At 34.0% G+C, this 17,171-nt stretch carries 13 protein-coding genes; 10 read left to right on the top strand and 3 right to left on the bottom strand.

Going from position 1 to position 17,171, the window contains the following annotated elements:
* Positions 1 to 16 precede the first annotated feature (16 nt).
* Positions 17 to 568 carry a hypothetical protein gene (locus tag IHE43_RS01415; protein WP_192186342.1) on the top strand — a complete coding sequence of 184 codons (552 nt, stop codon included), beginning with the start codon at positions 17 to 19 and terminating at the stop codon, positions 566 to 568.
* A 64-nt stretch (positions 569 to 632) separates the two neighbouring features.
* A complete protein-coding gene (locus IHE43_RS01410) occupies positions 633 to 1,145 on the top strand; it encodes a hypothetical protein (protein WP_192186341.1) in 513 nt (170 codons plus the stop codon).
* Positions 1,146 to 1,197: 52 nt separating this feature from the next.
* On the opposite strand, the gene IHE43_RS01405 is transcribed toward IHE43_RS01410, so the two are convergent.
* Positions 1,198 to 1,551 carry a hypothetical protein gene (locus tag IHE43_RS01405; RefSeq protein WP_192186340.1) on the bottom strand — a complete coding sequence of 118 codons (354 nt, stop codon included), beginning with the start codon at positions 1,549 to 1,551 and terminating at the stop codon, positions 1,198 to 1,200.
* A gap of 41 nt (positions 1,552 to 1,592) precedes the next feature.
* Positions 1,593 to 2,618: a LacI family DNA-binding transcriptional regulator gene (locus tag IHE43_RS01400; RefSeq protein ID WP_192186339.1), complete on the bottom strand. Its 1,026-nt coding sequence runs from the start codon at positions 2,616 to 2,618 to the stop codon at positions 1,593 to 1,595.
* 163 nt (positions 2,619 to 2,781) lie between these two features.
* Here IHE43_RS01400 and IHE43_RS01395 point away from each other — a divergent pair, with 163 nt between their 5' ends.
* The 3 genes from IHE43_RS01395 (at position 2,782) to IHE43_RS01385 (ending at position 8,593) form a co-directional block, all read left to right on the top strand.
* Positions 2,782 to 5,421, top strand: coding sequence for a TonB-dependent receptor (locus tag IHE43_RS01395; protein ID WP_192186338.1), 2,640 nt, complete (start codon positions 2,782 to 2,784; stop codon positions 5,419 to 5,421).
* 96 nt (positions 5,422 to 5,517) lie between these two features.
* Positions 5,518 to 6,738: a sugar MFS transporter gene (locus tag IHE43_RS01390; protein WP_192186337.1), complete on the top strand. Its 1,221-nt coding sequence runs from the start codon at positions 5,518 to 5,520 to the stop codon at positions 6,736 to 6,738.
* Positions 6,728 to 8,593: a trehalase family glycosidase gene (locus IHE43_RS01385; protein WP_192186336.1), complete on the top strand. Its 1,866-nt coding sequence runs from the start codon at positions 6,728 to 6,730 to the stop codon at positions 8,591 to 8,593. Before IHE43_RS01390 ends, IHE43_RS01385 begins: the two co-directional genes overlap by 11 nt.
* A 358-nt stretch (positions 8,594 to 8,951) precedes the next feature.
* On the opposite strand, the gene IHE43_RS01380 is transcribed toward IHE43_RS01385, so the two are convergent.
* Positions 8,952 to 9,926, bottom strand: coding sequence for a polyprenyl synthetase family protein (locus IHE43_RS01380; RefSeq protein WP_192186335.1), 975 nt, complete (start codon positions 9,924 to 9,926; stop codon positions 8,952 to 8,954).
* Positions 9,927 to 10,193: 267 nt separating this feature from the next.
* On the opposite strand from IHE43_RS01380, the gene IHE43_RS01375 reads away from it, so the two are divergent.
* The 5 genes from IHE43_RS01375 (at position 10,194) to IHE43_RS01355 (ending at position 17,155) form a co-directional block, all read left to right on the top strand.
* A complete protein-coding gene (locus IHE43_RS01375) occupies positions 10,194 to 10,715 on the top strand; it encodes a YceI family protein (RefSeq protein WP_192186334.1) in 522 nt (173 codons plus the stop codon).
* 105 nt (positions 10,716 to 10,820) lie between these two features.
* Entirely contained in the window at positions 10,821 to 11,420 is a 600-nt protein-coding gene (locus IHE43_RS01370; protein WP_192186333.1) for a TetR/AcrR family transcriptional regulator, read from the top strand.
* A 13-nt stretch (positions 11,421 to 11,433) separates the two neighbouring features.
* Positions 11,434 to 12,768, top strand: coding sequence for a TolC family protein (locus IHE43_RS01365; protein WP_192186332.1), 1,335 nt, complete (start codon positions 11,434 to 11,436; stop codon positions 12,766 to 12,768).
* A gap of 9 nt (positions 12,769 to 12,777) precedes the next feature.
* On the top strand, positions 12,778 to 13,845 hold the full coding sequence (locus IHE43_RS01360) for an efflux RND transporter periplasmic adaptor subunit (protein ID WP_192186331.1): 1,068 nt from the start codon (positions 12,778 to 12,780) through the stop codon (positions 13,843 to 13,845).
* 133 nt (positions 13,846 to 13,978) lie between these two features.
* Positions 13,979 to 17,155, top strand: coding sequence for an efflux RND transporter permease subunit (locus tag IHE43_RS01355; RefSeq protein ID WP_192186330.1), 3,177 nt, complete (start codon positions 13,979 to 13,981; stop codon positions 17,153 to 17,155).
* The last annotated feature ends 16 nt before the right edge of the window (positions 17,156 to 17,171 follow it).

The raw sequence follows: 17,171 nt of genomic DNA, 5'->3' as shown, positions 1-17,171 counted from the left end.
AAAAATAGATATAACTATGAAGGAAAATCAAATTTCAATCGTTTTCAAATCTTTTTTTGTGATTATGACAGTCTTTTTTTCTAGTTATGTCAGCGCACAGCAAAATTATACTATAGATCAGAGTCCTAACTTTTGGGATAAGGTTCAGTTTGGTGGCGGACTCGGATTAGGTTTCGGATCCGGATACACCAATATTTCGGTTATGCCTAGTGCAATTTATAATGTCAATGAAATTGTGGCAGTTGGCGCAGGACTACAGTTTGGATACATGTACCAAAAAAATTATGCTGAATCTTTTGTATGGGGTGGAAGCGCAATTGTACTCGTAAACCCGATTCCACAAGTTCAATTGTCTGCCGAATTAGAGCAAGTTAGGGTAGATACAGATTATGAACAATATTACAATCAGCCGAGTTATTCTGATGCTTATTGGAATACCGCCCTATATTTAGGAGCAGGTTACAGAACAGGAAATGTAACGATTGGAGCGCGTTACGATGTTTTGTATGATCCAAATAAAAGTCTTTATGGATCTGGATTTATGCCTTTTGTGAGAGTGTACTTTTAAAGATACTATCCCGAAGCCTCGGGACTGAGTTACTAAGATTCTAAGATTTTTAAGTAAAATAACTATGTTTTTTCCAATCATAATAATTTCAAGTTTACTCTTTCTACTAATTTTTGGCACGAAATCTTTAAACAAAACTCGAGAACAGCAATATGAATTTTTAATTGAAAACATTAAAGATGAAGTAGATTTCTATTGTGAACAGGTTAGAACTTTTAATTTAACAATAGGATTAAGGAATACTAATTTCTTATTCAATCACTGTGATTTATATGTAACAAAAAATGCAATTATAATATTGGGATTTAAGAAAGATAGTTTTTTTAAGCAACTTTCATTTCCGATAATTTTAACTCGTGATTTAGATTGTTTTCTGAATAAATTTCCTTTTGTTTACGTTAAAAAGCCTAACAAAATTAATTTTAACAATGGTATGGTAAAAATTAATTTTGATGAAAAAGGAATTACCAAAACTGATGTAGTTCTCAAATTAAAATCGTTAGATGAGAATGAAAGAAATAAAATCAAAGAGCTAGCAGAAAAAAATAACTGGAATATAGATTTAAATTCTATTTAGCAAAAAAGCTTTCGTGATCAAAAAATCTCAGAATCTTAGCAATTTAGAACCTCTATTTATAATAGTTGCGAAACCAAACCTTCTGCCATTCTCTTTTTAAAACCAAAAAAGAAACCTGTTCAGCCAATATCACCAAATCAGATCCATCAAGTTTTTTTATTTCACTTTCCGAGACATCAATGATATAAAGCAGGTTTAAGTATTCAGCGAATTTGTACTGAATCATTCGGTAGATTTTTTCGTGAAGCTGAATTTTTAATTCATCAGGAGAAACACTTAACGGAAAATCGATGCCTTCATTTGCTAAATTAAAGTCCTTATTAATTTGCTCAATCAGGTTTAGATATAAATTTTCTTTTTCGGCATCAGCCAATAAAAAATCGGTATTTTCAGGAATTGGAAACATTGATGCTTTTTAAGAATTGACGCAAAGTTAAAACTAAAAAATCATTTAACTGTCGATTCTCTTTCAATGATTCTTGTAGGGAGTTCAATAATTTGGTGTGTTACAGGCCGGTGCTCTTTTATGTCAACAATTTCATCAATTAAAAGTGAAACTGCCTGATGTCCCATTTCAAATCCGGGCTGATCAATTGTTGTTAATTTTGGTGAAATAACCGTACTCATAAACCAATTGCTAAATCCGAAAACAGCCACTTGTTCGGGTGTTTTTATTCCCGCTTCATTAAAATATTTAATAATCCCGATGGCAACCAGATCGGTAATTGCAAAAATGGCATCAATGTCCGGATGTTCATTCATTATTTTCTGAGCATTTTCGTAACCATCTTCAAAATCGGTATTGTTATCACAAACGTACACCAATTTCGAATCGTACTCGATTCCGTGTGCTTCCAGAGCTCTTTTATACCCTAAAAACCGATCAATAGAATTTTGAGGAACATACGAACCTCTAAAATGTGCGATTTTTTTATATCCTTTATTAATAAGATAGGTAACAGCATCATAAGCTGCTTTGGCATCATTGATCACCACTTTGGAACAGTCGACTCTTTTTGCAATTTTATCAAATAAAACAACAGGAGTATTTTTTCGAATTGCTTCATTAATATGAGTAAAATCATCCGTTTCGTTCGAAAGCGACATCAAAACGCCATCAACACGTTTTTGAATTAATAAGGCAAGCTGTTTTTTCTCAAGTTCGTATTTTTCATTCGACTGTAATATAATGACCAAATAACCTCTTTTTTCCGCTTCTTCTAAGATGCCATTCAAAACGCTGGAAAAGAAATGATGAACCGTTGCCGGAATAATGACGCCAATGGTTTTGGTTTCGTTTGTTCTTAAATTTACCGCAACAGAATTGGGTATATAGTTCATCGTTTCGGCCATTTCGATAACTCGGGCACGGGTAGCTTTACTAATATCGGTATACCCTTTTAGTGCCTTTGAAACCGTTGTAACCGAAATTCCTAATGCCGAGGCTATATCTATTAATTTAGTATCATTCATGAAATAAAAGTACTAAAAATAAACTGCATTGATAAAATTTTAAGTTCCGAAAACGTTTTAGGTGTTTTCGAAAACGTTTTCGATTTTTAATTCCTATATTCCTTATAATTAGTTATTAAGTTTGACAGTGATAACCATAATTACTAACTAACCGAACAAAAAAATGAAAAAGCTACACCATTATTTAGGCACATTACTTTTGATGTTTTGCCTATTTTTTTTACCAAATAATCTGTTTGCCCAAAATCAAAATACTGTTTCAGGAAAAGTATTCGACGATAGCGGAGCAACGATTCCCGGAGCCAATGTATCTATTAAGGAAACAGGAAAAGCAACTATTACGGATGAAAACGGAGGATATTCATTCTCCAATATCGGCGCTGGAACTTATACCATTATCGCAACAAATGTGGGTTATAAAACTTTCGAGAAAAAAATTGCAGTAAAAGAAGGAGAATCAGTAGTGGCAGATTTACTGCTTGAAGGCGAATCGCAAAGTTTGAAGGAAGTTGTAGTTACGGGATCGTCAAGTCCAAGATCAAAGCTAGAATCCAGCGTTGCCATTACGACAATGGGAGCGAAGGCAATCGAAGACAGAGCGCCATCCAGTACAGCAGCTTTATTGCAGACAATTCCCGGATTTGTAGTGGAAGCCTCTGGAGGAGAAATTGGAAATAACCTTTTTGCAAGAGGAATTCCGTCAGCCGGAGCTTATGAATATGTACAAATTCAGGAAGACGGTTTGCCGGTTTTTGAAGATGGTGCCTTGCAATTTGCAAACGCTGATACCTTTTACAGATTAGACGAAACAGTAAGCAAAATGGAAGCTGTCCGCGGAGGTTCAGCATCTATTTTTGCCAACAATGCCCCAGGTGGAATTATCAATTTCATTTCGAAAACAGGTCAGAATGAATTTATGGGGAGAGCCAAATTCACGACTTCAGATTATGGAATGTTCAGAACAGATCTTAATTTGTCAGGTGCGTTAATTCAGGATAAATTATTCTTTAATGTCGGAGGTTTTTACAGAGCCGATAATGGTGTAAGAAATACAGGTTTTACAGCTAATAAAGGAGGACAAGTCAAAGGAAACATTACTTATAAATTTGATGATAACGATTATTTAAGAGTAAACTTCAAACACCTTGATGATCGAAATACATTCTATTTGCCAATTCCTTTAAAAAGCAATAACGGAAAAATTGAAGGTATAGACGGTTTCAATCCAAATTATGGAACGTTGACTTCAGTAAATTTCAGCCATTTAAATGTACCTCAATATGGTGGCGGAACATTTAGTGCTGATTTAGAGGATGGTTCTCATCCTGTTATCAACTCTATTGGAGCTGAATTCAAGAAGAAAATATCTGAAAAAGTAACTTTCAAAAATGCATTCAAACAAACTAATATTGATTTGAATTATAATGCGATTTTCCCAAATGGAGGTCCCTGGACACAAGACGCTTATGCAACAAGCGTTCAAAATACAACCGCCAGTAATTTAACTTATTCGTATGTAGACAACGGGCAAACCCTTGATCCAAATGCTTTAATTATGAGAGCAGACCTTTGGCACATCGAGAAAAAAATGAACAACTTTGCGAATAATTTCTCTTTTTCTTTCGATTTAGATCCTGTGCAATTGACCGCTGGTTACTATTACTCTAACTGGAAATCGAATCAATACTGGAACTGGAATTCTTATTTAGTAGGCGTTTCAGACAATCCAAGATTGTTAAACGTAAAAGATAATACAACCGGAGTTGATCATACCTGGAATGGTGTAGAGAGAATTACCTGGTTAGAAAGAGATGCCCAAACAAAAGGACTTTTGAATGATATTTATGCTGACGCAGAAATTAAAGCGACAGATAATCTGACCTTCAATGCAGGTTTAAGATACAATAAAGACAAATATTCAGGATACAGGGATAATGCGAGGTTTTTTGCAGAAGATTTAGGAATTCTGGACAACAATACAGCCGATGATGCGGTGACAACTGTAAAAGGAAATCCGTACACCTATTGGAGATATGATGTGAGCGAGTGGTCGTATACAGCTGCCGGAAATTATAAGTTTAATGACAACATGGCTTCGTATGTTCGTTACAGCCACGGTTTTAGGTCTCCAATTGAAGAGTCATTTTATGATAACGCAGCTGACTTAAGTAAGTTAGAAAATACAGAAGTAAATCAATTTGAATTGGGTTATAAGTATTCTAATTCATTCTTCAATGTGAACGCCAATTTGTTTCACATGAATTTGAAAAATGTGGCTTTTACCGATATTTTATCTGATGGATCTTCAGAAAATAAGTTTGCCGATGTAAACAATATTGGTCTTGAAGTAGAAACCAATGCGAGGTATGAAATGGTAAAACTGAACTTTACATTTACCGTTCAAAAACCGGAATATGATAATTTTACCGGAACAAATCCAGACGGTTCTACATTTGATTTTAACGGAAATACGGCGAGAAGAATCCCTAAGTTTTTCTGTAACCTAAGACCAGAAGTAGATATTACAAAAGATTTTACAGCTTACGTTCAGTTTTCTTATTACGATAAAAAATTCACGAATCAGGATAACAGACAAGTTTTGCCAGCTTATAAAGAGGTAGGAGCAGGTTTAAATTACACGTATAATAATCTTCGTTTTGCAGTTGATGCTTCGAACTTATTTAATGAAATTGGTTTGACAGAAGGAGATCCGAGACAAACAACATCTGCAGCAAGTGATGTGTTTATGGCAAGACCAATTTTAGGACGCGCCTTTAGATTTTCGGTAGCGATTAATTTCTAAATTTATATAAAATCAAATGGTATGCGGTATAGTAGAGGCGCACAGCAGTGCGTCTCTCACACCGTAACCACAAAGCATAGACAAACAAATAAAAAAATGAAAAACATAGGAATTAAGATCTCACTTTACCTCAATTATTTTGTCTTTGCTATTTTATTAAACAGCGTAGGTATTGTGATTTTAAAATCACAAAAAAATTACGGAGTCGATGAAGTTGAGGCTAGTATTTTAGAAGCTTTTAAGGACATGCCAATTGCCATTGTTTCTTTTTTTATAGCTTCTTTTTTACCAAGAATTGGCTATAGGAAATCGATGCTTATCGGTTTAGGTCTGGTTACTTTGGCTTGTATTTCTATGTATTTTGGAAACTCTTTTGATAACGCTAAAATTCTTTTTGCAACCGTTGGGGTTTCATTCGCTTTAATTAAAGTTTCGGTTTATTCGTTAATCGGAACTGTAACCGAAACCAAAAAAGAACACAACGCTTTAATGAGTAGTATTGAAGGATTTTTTATGGTCGGAATTGCATTGGCTTATTTTTTATTTCCGGCTTTTAATACCGAAAACGATCGGGATTCATGGTTAAATGTCTACTGGTTCTTGGCGGGATTATCATTCTTGTCATTTCTGTTTTTACTTTTTGTAAAATTCGAAGAATCCGAAGTTTCGGCCGGAGCAAATCTCAAAGACGATTTCATGCAAATGTTCAAACTAATGGCAAAATTGCTTACGGTTATTTTCGTCATTAGTGTTTTTTTGTTTGTCATGATCGAACAGGGAATTTTGTCGTGGTTGCCTACATTTAATACAAAAGTGCTTCATCTGCCAGAAAACATCAGTATTATGATGGCGAGTATTTTAGCCATTTCATTAGCTATAGGAAGATTGATTGCAGGTATTGTAACAAAAAAAGTAAATTGGATCTGGGTTTTAAGTTTCTGTATACTTTCTGCCATGTTGATTGTCATTTTTGTACTTCCAAAAACAGTGGGATTAGAAGTAAAGAGCATCAATACACTTTCGGATATTCCTTTAATTGGTTTTGCATTTCCTTTAATCGGATTATTTATTGCACCTATTTATCCGTTATTAAATTCGATTGTATTAAGCGCTTTGCCTAAAAATCTGCAAAGTTCAATGACCGGATTAATTGTGATTTTTTCTGCTCTTGGCGGAACACTAGGTTCCAGAATAACAGGTTGGCTGTTTAAAAACGAAGGACCGGAAAATGCCTTTTATTTTACATTAATTCCGATGACTTTTTTACTGATATCCTTTTTTATTCTTAAAAAAATAACTGCAAAAGATGAAATTTAAATTACATATAACTCAAACAATCGAAAAATTATTGGCTCAGGAAGATACTGATGGCGATAAAAAAATAACGATTGATGATAATGGTCCAAAAAGGTTTTTATTGAATGATGAAAACGGGAATTCTGCAGTTATTGAGGGAACGTATCAGCTTTCGAACTTGTTACAGGAATTGGCGCTAGCTAAAAAAAATAATACTGATTTTGCTGAAATCAATCTAAACGAAATTACCGAAGATCCTGTAAAAAGGATTTCCAGAAAAATAAAAGACTTATATTGGAATGGCCTTACCCGAACAATTGATGCTATTGGAGTAAAGAAGATTCTGGAAGATGATAAAATCGAAAATGAATTTGCCTATTTATATGTGCCTTTTGGAGATGAAATCGTTTTTGATTATTTCAGAAAGTTAGAAGCTGCTATTCCAAAATTAAAAGTGGTGCAAATGCCAAAGAGCATTACACCAGAATATGTATTGTCTCTCAATAAAAAACCCGGAATTTTAGCTTTGGCACTTCAAATAAAAAACAATGAAATTTCAGGAGTTCCGTTTGTGGTGCCAGGCGGAAGATTTAACGAGATGTACGGTTGGGACAGTTATTTTATTGCCAAAGGACTTTTAATCGATGGCAAAATTGATCTTGCTTTAGGTATTGCCGAAAACTTTAAATATCAAATTGATCATTACGGAAAGATACTGAATGCCAATCGAAGTTATTATTTAACCCGAACACAGCCACCACTTTATACTTCATTAATACTTGATGTTTTAGAAAAATCGAATCCTGATATTTTTTGGATTGAAAGACATTTAAAAACCGCCATAAAAGAATACCAAACCGTTTGGATGGAAGAAGGAAAACGACTTACTGCAAATGGACTGAATCGTTATAAAGCAGAAGGAATTGGGCTTCCGTTTGAAGTTGAAGAAGGACATTTTGATGATATTCTGGAACAATATGCGCCAAAATATAATTTGTCTACCCGCGAATTCGAAAAGAAATATCTCGAAAGAGAAGTTGTGGACGCTGAACTCGATAAGTACTTTATTCACGATCGAAGTATGCGCGAAAGTGGTCATGATACAACCAATCGATTGGTCGGAATTTGTGCTAATTTGAATACGGTTGCTATTAATAGTTTGCTTTATAAATACGAAACTGATATTGCTTTTTTGATCGGGAAATACTTTAAAAATGAATTTCAATATTTTGAAGACAAATCTTTTTCGGGCGAGTATTGGATTTCAAAAGCGACTTCCAGAAAAGAAAAGATCAATAAAATGTGCTGGAATCCCGAAAACGGAATCTATTTTGATTATAATTTTGTAACCGAGGAACAACATTTCTTTGAAGCTGCGACAACATTTTATCCGCTTTGGGCAAAAATAAGTACGTATGAACAAGCGGAGATTTTGGTGAAAAAGACGCTTCCAAAATTTAAAATGAAAGGCGGAATTTCGGGTAGTACCAAAGAATCAATTGCAGGTTTAGATCACAATTCGCCAATTCGCCAATGGGATTATCCTTTTGGCTGGGCACCGCATCAGATGCTTTTGTGGGAAGGTTTGCTAAATTATGATTTTACGGAAGAAGCGCAGGAAATGGTGTATCGCTGGCTTTGGCTGATTACAAGAAATGCTGTTGATTATAACGGAACCATTCCTGAAAAGTTTGATTTATCGATCAGTTCGCACAAAATTTTTGCTGAATATGGAAACGTAGGAACCGAGTTTGATTATATAACCGAAGAAGGTTTTGGATGGATGAATGCTTCTTATCAATACGGTCTAACAATTTTAGAAAAGGATTTAAAACAAAAACTATCGGATTTAGTAGATCCGGATGATTTATTTTAATTATGTTCAATTTTTTAAGATGTTATTCATTCCGTAGGAATGTCTGGTTGGTAGTAGATTTTTTTGATTGGATTCAAAAGGTATACGTTCCGTAGGAACGTTTGATTATGTTCACCCACATTCATTCCGCAAAACAGGTGTCCCTACAGGACACTGCGCAAATGCGTTACTATTTTTTACCAACCAAATATTCCTAACGGAATAATTTATTCAAAATAATAAACCCGACAAATTAAAAATGTTGGGTTTGTTGTTTACAAATGTGAATTTTTTTGCCACGAATTACACAAATCTCCACGAATTCATCATAATTGTATTTGATTCTGGATTTTACTGAAAACTGAGACTGAGACTAAATTTATACTTTTCTTCCCATTAAATTCTCGCCGAAAGTTCTTAAAATATTTTTCTTTTCAGCGTTAATATCCATTTTTTCTAACGTTTCAAAAGCTTTAAAAGTGTACATTTCTATCGCTTCCTGAGTCGCTTTTGAAGCTCCGGATTCGTTAAAAATTGCTTTTGCAGTTTCTATTTTTTCTGTATTATCCTCTAATTGCAATCCCAATAATTGTTGCAATTCTGCTGCTTTTTCTTCAGATGAAAACTCAATTGCTTTTAGATACAAATACGTTTTTTTGTTTTCGATAATGTCTCCTCCAACTTGTTTTCCAAAAGTTTCCGGATCTCCAAAAGCATCTAGATAATCATCTTGTAACTGAAAAGCCAATCCTAAATTAAGTCCGAAATCATAAATTAAATCAGCTTCTTTTTCAGAAGTTTTCGCTACGATCGCACCCATTTTCATGGCTGCGGCAACTAAAACAGCTGTTTTGTATTCTATCATTTTCAGGTATTCCGGAATGGTTACATTGCTTCTTTCTTCAAAATCAACATCCCATTGTTGCCCTTCGCAAACTTCAAGAGCCGTTTTGCTGAATAATTTCGCTAAATCCCTAAAAATAGTTGGTTCGTATTGCTCAAAATACTGATAAGCCAGAATTAACATCGCATCACCGGATAGAATCCCAGTATTGATATTCCATTTTTCATGAACCGTTACCTGCCCTCTTCGCAAAGGGGCATCATCCATAATATCATCATGAACTAAAGAAAAATTATGAAAAACTTCTACTGCCATTGCTGCCGGAAGTGCTATTTTATAATCGGCATCAAAAACTTCTGAAGTCATTAAGGTAAGTACCGGACGCATTCGTTTTCCGCCAAGCCCTAAAATATAGGTAATAGGTTCATAAAGATTCTTGGGTTCTTTGTCTATGCTTTGGTTTTCTAAATAGCTAATGAAAAATTCCTGGTACTGACTAATATCGTGCATAAAATGAAAATCTGTTTATCGAGGCTCAAAGATACAACTCAAATATGAATTATTCCTCGCTAAAATTTAAATGCAAAATCAAGCTTTAAAATCATACAGAATTGAACTCATTTTTAACCGGTTAAAATTATTTTAAAAAAAACTTGGAAACTTGTTTGGTGTTTAGAGTTTCCTGTTTATATTTGCATTTTTAAATGGAAACCCCGAACACTGTAAAAGTTTCCTTAAGAGGTTTAAAGATTTATAAACCAAACAAAACCAAATAATATGAAAACAACATGGACCTTAGATTCTAGTCAATCAGATGTTTTGATTAAAATGAGACATTCGATCATTGCCTACTTAGGAGGAACTACGAATAAATTTGACGGTTATGTTAATATTGAAGACAATGAAATTGAAGATGCTTCAGTTGAATTTTCATTAGATATTAATAATAAAAATGACAGTTTTCAGCACGTCGATTCTCATATGCAATTGAATGATTTATTCAATGTAAATGAGCATCCGATTATCAGTTTTAAATCGACTTCATTTCAGAAAATTAATGACAACATCAATTTTTTCAAAGGTGATTTAACTATAAAAGATGTTACTAAAGTAGTAGAACTTGATGCAGAATTTATTGGTATCAACTCTTATAACGGGCAAAAGAAAGTTGCTTTTGAAATTAAAGGTGATATTAAACGCAAGGATTTTGGTTTAGATTATAATGCATTTAACTACAACGGTGGTTTAGCATTGGGAAAAGATATAAAACTAATTGCAAATTTAGAATTTAGCATATAAATCTTACATAATGAATAAATTAATGTAAAATTATTACAAGTATAACGGAAACTGTTTTTTAGGTTTTAGTTTCCTAATTATATTTGTAATGCAATTTGAATTAAAATGAAAGAGAAAATCATATCAAAAGCGAGTGAATTATTCTTAAAACTTGGTTTTAAAAGTGTTACAATGGATGATATTGCAGGCGAAATGTGTATTTCTAAAAAAACGATTTACAAATATTTCTGTAATAAAGAGGTACTGATTGAAGAAAGTACTTCACTGGTTCATAAACAAGTCCATGAGGTTATTGATACCATTGTTGCAAAAAATTATAATGCGATTCATGAGAATTTTGAAATTCGTGAAATGTTTCGTGATATGTTTAAAAATGCAAGTGATACTTCGCCCCTTTATCAGCTGAAAAAACATTATCCGGAAATCTATCAAAATGTAATGACACATGAAATAGATCAGTGCAATCTTTATTTTAAAGATAATATCTTAAAAGGAATAAGTGAAAATTTATACAGAGCAGATTTGAATATTGATATCTATGTGAAATTTTATTACACCCTGATTTTTCATATTAATGAAACTACTGTCTCTGAAAGAGAAGCTCAAAAAATAGAATTAGAAGCTTTGGAATATCATACCAGAGCTATGGCAACCGAAAAAGGAATAATCGAATTAGAAAAACAACTTAAAAAAATTAGTACTTAATCAATCAATCTATATGAAACGAATAATTCTTATATTTTTGTGTTCAATCGGCTTGACTGCCAACGCACAAGTCAAAACCCTAACCTTAAAAGAGGCACTTACATACGCGTTGCAAAACAAAGCGGATGCTAAAAAATCTAAACTACAGGTTGAAAATAGTGAGTATCAAATTCAGGAAATTCGCTCAAGAGCTTTACCACAAATCTCAGGTAACGCAAGTTTAACTTATAATCCAATTCTACAAACGAATGTTATTGATGGAGGGTCTTTTGGACAGCCAGGAACTACTATTCAGGCTACTTTTGGTCAAAAATGGACTTCCGGAGCCGGAATTTCTTTAACTCAGGCATTGTTTGATCAGTCTGTTTTTACAGGATTAAGAGCTGCTAAATCTACTCGTGAATTTTATCAAATCAACGATCAGTTGACTGAGGAGCAAGTTATTGAAAGAGTTGCAAATAACTATTACGGAGTATATGTACAACGTGAGAGATTAATTTTATTAGATAGCAATTACGTTAATACTACTAAAGTTCGCAATATTGTACAAGGACAATTTGACAATGGCCTAGCTAAAAAAATTGACTTAGATCGTATTATTGTAAAAATGTCAAACATTGATACGGAACGTCAACAAATTAAAAATCAGATTACTTTACAGGAAAATGCTTTGAAGTTTTATATGGGGATGCCTATTGAAGCTCAAATCGAGATTCCAAAAGAAGAATTTGAAGTCGTTCCTGCTGCATTAACTGAAGTTCCGAATGTAGAAAACAGAACGGAATATTTGCTTTTGAAAAAACAAGAAGAATTGTTAGTGTTTAATAAGAAAGCTACTGAAGCATTGTATTATCCAACATTAAACTTGGTTGCAGGTTATAACTATATAGGTCAGGGTCCTGAAATGCCTCTTTTTGCTAAACCAAAAGATGGTGTGTATTGGTCTGATTACTCTTCAATTGGATTGAATTTACATGTGCCAATCTTTACAGGTTTTGGAACTCGTGCCAAAGTAAGACAAGCTGATGTTGAAATCAGATCGCTTCAGGAAGATATAAAAGATACCAAACTTTCATTGGATCTTGATTACAGAAACGCAATGGCTCAAATAGAGAACAACCTTATAACGATTAATAATCAAAAGGAAAACATGCGTTTGGCTAAAGAAATTTTAAGCGATACAAAAAACAATTACCTTCAGGGATTAGCATCATTAACCGATTTATTGGATGCTGAAAATGAATCTCTTGAAGCTCAAAATAATTTTACAAGAGCAGTTTTAAATTACAAAATTGCTGAAATAACATTAATCAAATCAAAAGGCGAACTAAAAACTCTTATTAAATAACTAATTACAATGAAGAAAACTATTATAACAATCGTAATCATAATCGCAGCCTTAGGGGTGATTGGATATGTCTTAAATAATAATAAGAAGGAGAATAAAGCTAAAACCGATATCGTTGCAGAAAAAAATGCTGCGGTTTCAGTAAAAATTTCTCCGGTAAAAACAGAAGAAGTTTCATTAGACTTCGTTGCAAATGGAAACTTCCAACCAATTCAACAACTTACTTTCTCTGCTGAGAAATCAGGTAAAGTAATCAGTGTTTTGGCAAAAGAAGGAGATTACGTAAGAGTAGGTCAAACTTTATTGACAATGAGAGGAGACGTAATTAATGTAAATGCACAACAAGCACAGGCTGTATATGCAAATGCAAAATCAGATTATGCGAGATATGAAAATGCTTTTAAAACAGGCGGTGTTACAAAACAGCAATTAGATCAGGCAAAATTAGCCTTAACAAATGCTCAGTCTAGCTTAACTGAGGCAAACATTAATGTTGGAGATACAAGAGCAAAAGCGCCAATCAACGGATTTATCAATAAAAAATATATTGAGCCAGGATCTATCTTGACAGGAATGCCGGCAACTGCATTGTTTGATATCGTAAACGTTTCTAAATTAAAATTAGTAGTTACAGTAAACGAAAATCAGGTTGCAAGTTTAAAAGTTGGAAATACTATCAATGTAACTGCTAGTGTTTATCCTGATAAAAACTTCTCCGGAAAAATCACTTTTATTGCTGCAAAAGCAGATGAAAGCTTAAACTTTCCTGTTGAAATTGAAATTGCAAACAACACCAATAATGACCTGAAAGCAGGTATGTACGGAACTGCAAATTTTGCTTCGAACCAACAAAAACAACATTTGATGGTTGTACCTAGAAATGCATTCGTAGGAAGTGTAAGCAGCAACGAAATTTTTGTAGCTGAAAATGGTATTGCAAAATTGAAAAAAGTAACTGCTGGAAGAATTTTAGGAGATCAGGTAGAAATCATCAATGGATTATCTGATGGCGAAAAAGTAATTACTACTGGTCAGATTAACTTACAAGACGGTAACAGAGTAGAAATTATTAAGTAAGCTTTAAGCTTTAGGCAATAAGCTATAAGCTTTTTAGAAAGCCTATAGCTTACAGCCTAAAGTCTAAAACAAAATAATGAATTAAACCTTAAAGCTTAAAGCCTACAGCCTAAAGCCTATAGCATTAAAAAATATGAAATTAGCCGAAATATCCATAAAACGTCCGTCGTTAGTAATTGTATTGTTTACAATTCTGACACTTGGTGGATTGTTCAGTTACAGCCAGTTAGGTTATGAGCTGATCCCTAAATTTGAGCAAAACGTTATTACAATTTCTACGATTTATCCTGGAGCTTCTCCAAGTGAGGTAGAGAATACGGTAACCAAGAAAATTGAGGATGCGATCGCCTCCTTAGAGAATGTCAAGAAAATTGACTCGAAATCATACGAAAGTTTGTCTATCGTTTCGATTACATTAACTTCAAATGCAAAAGTCGATTTCTCATTAAATGATGCGCAGCGAAAAATCAATGCGATTATTAGTGATTTACCAGATGATGCAGAAACACCTTCGTTAACCAAATTCTCGCTGAGTGATTTACCAATTATGACATTGGGTGCCAACGGAAAAATGGATGAAGCAGAGTTTTATGACTTAATTGATAAAAAAATTGCTCCTATTTTGTCTCGTGTGCAAGGTGTTGCTCAGGTTAACATTATTGGTGGTGAGGAACGTGAGATTCAGGTAAATCTTGATGCATTAAAAATGCAGGGTTACGGATTATCTATTCCTCAGGTTCAGCAAAATATTTTGAGTTCGAATTTAGATTTCCCAACAGGAAACATCCAAACCAGAAATCAAAAAATATTAATTCGTTTAGCGGGTAAATATAAAAGTGTTGAAGAATTAAGAAACCTGGTTGTTTCTTCTCAAAACGGAATTCAGGTTCGTTTAAGTGATATTGCTGATGTTCAGGATACTCAAAAAGTAGCTGAGAAAATATCTCGTGTAGATCAAAAAAGTGCGATTGTTTTACAAATCGTTAAACAATCTGATGCAAACGCGGTTGCGGTAAGTGAGCAATTATTGAAAACAATTGCTACACTTGAAAAAGATTATGAAAAAAATCATTTAAAACTAGAAGTAGCAAAAGACAGTACAATTTTTACTCTTGAAGCAGCAGATTCTGTTGTTCACGATTTATTAATTGCGGTAATTCTGGTAGCATTTGTAATGTTGTTCTTCCTGCACAGTATTAGAAACTCGCTGATCGTAATGGTATCGATTCCGGCATCTTTGATTGCAACATTTATTGGTATTTATTTAATGGGATATACTTTAAACTTAATGAGTTTATTAGGATTATCTCTGGTGGTTGGTATCCTTGTGGATGATGCGATTGTGGTATTAGAAAATATCTACAGGCATATGGAAATGGGTAAAAGCCGAATCCGTGCATCCTATGATGGAACAGCGGAAATTGGTGGAACGGTAACTTCGATTACTTTAGTAATTGTGGTGGTATTCTTGCCTATTGCAATGAGTTCCGGTTTAGTTTCTAATATTATTACACAATTCTGTGTTACGGTAATTATATCAACTTTACTATCACTTTTAGCTTCATTTACTATCATTCCTTGGTTATCATCTCGTTTTGGTAAATTAGAGCATATTGAAGGAAAGAATTTATTCGGAAGAATTATTCTTGGTTTCGAAAATTATTTAACACGTTTTACTAACTGGGTTTCTGAATTGCTAACCTGGTGTTTAGACCATTATGTTAAAACTATTTTAGTTGTATTGGTGTTGTTCTTCGGATCAACAATAGGGTTAATGGGCGGAGGTTTCATTGGAGGAGAGTTTTTCGCATCTTCTGATAGTGGAGAGTTCTTAGTACAAATCGAAATGCCAAAAGATGCTTCGTTAGAACAAACGAACTTCATGACTCAAAAAGCTGAAGCTTATTTGAAAGCTCAGGAATACGTTCACAGTCAAATTACAACGGTAGGACAAACTTCTGAAGGTTTTGGAGCATCACAAGCTACAGCATATAAAGCAGAGATTGACGTAAAAATGATCGAGCAAAAAGATCGTACAGATGATGCAAATGTTTACGCTGCAAAAATCAAACGTAAACTTGAAAAAGTATTAGTTGGAGCAAAAGTAAAAACGGTTCCGGTTGGTATTTTAGGTACTGCGGAAGATGCGACTTTAGGATTAATTGTAACAGGTCCTTCAACAGAAGCGGCTATGGCATTTGCTAAAAAAGCTGAAGCAGAATTACGTACCATTCCAGGAACAACAGAGATCAAATTAACAGTTGAAGACGGTAACCCTGAGATTAACGTTAAAGTAGATCGTGATAAAATGGCCGCTTTAGGATTGACATTACAAACAGTTGGTTTAACGATGCAAACTGCTTTTAGTGGAAATACAGATGGTAAATACAGAGCTGGAGAATACGAATATGATATTAATATCAGATACAATGCATTCGACAGAAAAAGTATTACGGATGTTAGTAATTTGATTTTCATCAACGCAACTGGTCAACAAATTAAATTATCTCAATTTGCAACAATTACAGAAGGTTCAGGACCTAGCCAGTTAGAGCGTAGAGATAAATCAGCGTCGGTAACTGTAAAAGGACAAAACGTTGGGGTTCCTTCAGGAACAATTGTTACGCAATGGCAAGCGAAGTTAGACAAACTTGAAAAACCAGCTGGTGTTAACTATATCTGGGGAGGTGATCAGGAGAATCAATCAGAAGGTTTTGGTACTTTAGGAATCGCGTTATTAGCTGCTATTATTTTGGTTTATCTTGTAATGGTGAGTTTGTATGACAGTTTCGTTCACCCGTTTGTGGTATTATTTGCGATCCCGCTTTCGTTTATTGGTGCGATGTTGGCATTGGCTTTGACAAATAACTCATTAAACATCTTTACCATTTTAGGTATCATCATGTTGATTGGTCTGGTGTGTAAGAATGCGATCATGCTTGTCGATTATACCAACCAAAGAAGAGCAGCCGGTGAATCAATCAGAACGGCATTAATTCAGGCGAATCACGCTCGTTTACGTCCGATTTTGATGACGACCATTGCGATGGTATTTGGTATGTTCCCAATTGCATTAGCATCTGGAGCCGGAGCTGAATGGAAAAACGGATTGGCTTGGGTAATTATCGGAGGATTAATTTCTTCTTTATTCCTAACCCTGATTGTGGTTCCGGTTATTTATAATATCATGGAGAAAATAATTGCTAAAGTTAGCAAAGGAGAAAAAATCGATTACGAAGCTGAAATGGTTGCCGATTATGAGCATACTGAATTAAGCGAAGACGGTTTTAATCCTAAGCATACCCATTAGGAAATTCCAATAAAGA

The organism is Flavobacterium sp. MDT1-60 (assembly GCF_014844035.1).
Lineage (GTDB): Bacteria > Bacteroidota > Bacteroidia > Flavobacteriales > Flavobacteriaceae > Flavobacterium.
This window is presented reverse-complemented; position numbering and strand designations above follow the sequence as displayed.